We start from the raw sequence: 2,642 nt of genomic DNA, 5'->3' as shown, positions 1-2,642 counted from the left end.
GAACAGCCGGGCGCGGCGGCCCGGCCCGCATCGCCCGCCAGCCAGAACACGGCCACGGCCAGCAGCGCGGCGGGCAGCGCGATGGCGAAGTTCATGCGGAACTTGTCGCGCATGTCGCAACCCTGGGTACGGGTGGCCGCAATGGTGGTGTCGGAGATCATGGACAGGTTGTCGCCGAACATGGCCCCGCCCACCACAGCGCCCATGAGCAGCGCGGCATCCATCCCGGTCTGGGCGGCCACGCCCGCCGCGATGGGCCCCACGGCGGCGATGGTGCCCATGGAGGTGCCCATGGCCGTGGCCACGAAGGCCGAAATGACGAACAGACCCGGCAGCACCAAACGCTGCGGCACCAGCGACAGCCCCAGGTTCACCGTGGATTCCACCCCGCCGATGGCAGAGGCCACCGAGGCAAAGCCACCCGCCAGCAGGTAGATGACGCACATGGTGACGATGTTGATCTCGCCCGCGCCGGACAGAAAGACGTTGACCCGCCGGGTCAGGCTGCCGGGACGGGCCGCCGTGGCCGGGTCCTTTTCGCGCAGGACAAGGGCCAGGGCGATGGCGGGCAGAATGGCCACCGTGGGCGACAGCTGGTAGAAGGCCATTTCCGTTCCTGCTGCGCCAAGGGCCAGCCCGGCGCCGATGAACAGGACCAGGAACAGGCCCAGCGGCAGCAGGGCCACGGGGTTGGGTGCGGGCTGATGCGGGAGCGCGGCAACGTGAGGCGTCGGGGACATGGCAGTATCCTTGATGAAGCCCGGCGGCTGCCGGACCGATGCATGCATTGTGATTTGTCCGGGTACCGGGACCGGATGGGAAAAGCCCGCCGCACGCGTGCTGCGCGCGGCGGCGGACCATGCAGACGGGAATGGGGACGCCGCGTGTCCGGACAAGCGGGCGCGGGCGTTCCCGAACATATCATGCCGCGCCGGTTATTCGCGGCTGTTCACGGTCATTCGCGAAATTGGGCCAGTTCCGCGATGCGCGCCTCCGCCACTTCCCAGCGTTCCAGCAGGGCGGTCTGCTCGCCTTCCAGCGCGGTGACCCGCGCGGCGGCGGCGTTGAAGCCTTCCGGGTCGGAGGTGAAAAAGTCCGGCTCGGCAAGGCGGGCTTCCAGCGTGGCCTGTTCGCGCTCCAGCGCGTCCAGATTGCCGGGCAGGGCCGCCAGTTCTTCGCGCAGCCCGGCCAGTTCGCGCTGTTCCTTGAAGGTGAGCTTGCGTATCTGGCCGTTGGCCGGACCGTTGACGGGACCGTTTCCGGGGCCGTCGCCCGGCTGACTGCTCCCTCGGCTGCCCGCCTCTCCACCGGCATTTCCCCCCCCGGCGGCATCGGCTACCGGCTTCGGGCGCTGGCGCAGCCAGTCGGTGTAGCCGCCTACGTACTCGCGCACGTTGCCGTCGTCATCGAAGGCCAGGGTGCTGGTCACCACGTCGTCAAGGAACGCGCGGTCATGGCTCACCAGCAGCACGGTGCCCTGGTATTCGGCCAGCAGTTCCTCCAGCAGATCCAGCGTTTCCACGTCCAGGTCGTTGGTGGGTTCGTCCAGCACCAGCAGGTTGGAGGGCCGGGTGAACAGCTTGGCCAGCAGCAGGCGGTTGCGTTCGCCGCCGGACAATACCTTGGCGGGCAGGCGCAGCCGGTCCGGCTCGAACAGGAAGTCGCGCAGATACCCGGCCACGTGGCGGCGGCTGCCGTTGACCTCTATGGTGTCCGCCCCCTCGGCCACGTTGTCCATGACCGACTTCTCGCCGTCCAGGGCCGTGCGCAACTGGTCGAAATAGGCGATCTCCAGCCGGGTGCCGTGGCGCACCTCGCCGGAATGGGGGGTAAGCTGCCCCAGCAGCAGGCGCAGCAGGGTGGTCTTGCCGGAGCCGTTGGGGCCGATCAGCCCCACCCGGTCGCCGCGCTGGATGAGTGCCGAAAAATCGCGCAGCACCGACCTGGCGTTCTCGTGGGCAAAGCACACGTTGCGCGCCTCGATGACCAGCTTGCCGGAGCGTTCCGCCTCCTGCGCCAGCATGGCCACCCCGCCCTGTCTTTCTCGGCGGCGGGCGCGTTCCTCGCGCAGGGCGTACAGGGCGCGCACCCGGCCCATGTTGCGCGTGCGCCGGGCCTTGATGCCCTGGCGCACCCAGGCCTCTTCCTGGGCCAGCTTCTTGTCGAACAGGGCGAACTGGCGCTCCTCGTTCTCCAGCCGGGCCTCGCGCTGCTCCTGATACTGGTCGTACCCGCAGGCATAGGAATGCAGCCTGCCCCGGTCCACCTCCACGATGCGGGTGGCCAGGCGGCGCACGAAGGCCCGGTCGTGCGAGACGAATACCAGCGTGCGCGCGCGGCGCATCAGATAATCTTCCAGCCAGGCGATGGTATCGATGTCGATGTGGTTGGTGGGTTCGTCCAGCAGCAGATCCTGCGATGCCACCAGCGCACGGGCCAGCAGCACCCGGCGCTTGCGCCCGCCGGACAGGGTGGAGAACTCGCGTTCCGGGTCCAGGCGCAGGTGGTTGCACACGGACAGCACATCGCCGTAGTGCTCCCACCCTTCGCCCGATTCCAGCCCGCGCCGCGCCGTCGCCAGGGCGGCCTCGTCCACGGGGCGGCCCGCCTCGCGCGCTGCCTCCAGCACGTGGAAGGCCGCC

General features: G+C 69.3%; 2 protein-coding genes. Both read right to left on the bottom strand.

Annotated features, from left to right (window positions below; genetic code table 11):
- On the bottom strand, positions 1–740 hold a 740-nt coding region (locus FVW20_RS12170), incomplete at its 3' end, for a Na+/H+ antiporter NhaC family protein (RefSeq protein WP_307831515.1).
- Between the two features lie 215 nt (positions 741–955).
- A partial coding sequence (locus tag FVW20_RS12165; protein ID WP_196609824.1) for an ATP-binding cassette domain-containing protein occupies positions 956–2,642 on the bottom strand: 1,687 nt, incomplete at its 5' end.

The organism is Nitratidesulfovibrio oxamicus (assembly GCF_015731765.1).
Taxonomy (GTDB): Bacteria; Desulfobacterota; Desulfovibrionia; order Desulfovibrionales; family Desulfovibrionaceae; genus Cupidesulfovibrio; species Cupidesulfovibrio oxamicus.
This window is presented reverse-complemented; position numbering and strand designations above follow the sequence as displayed.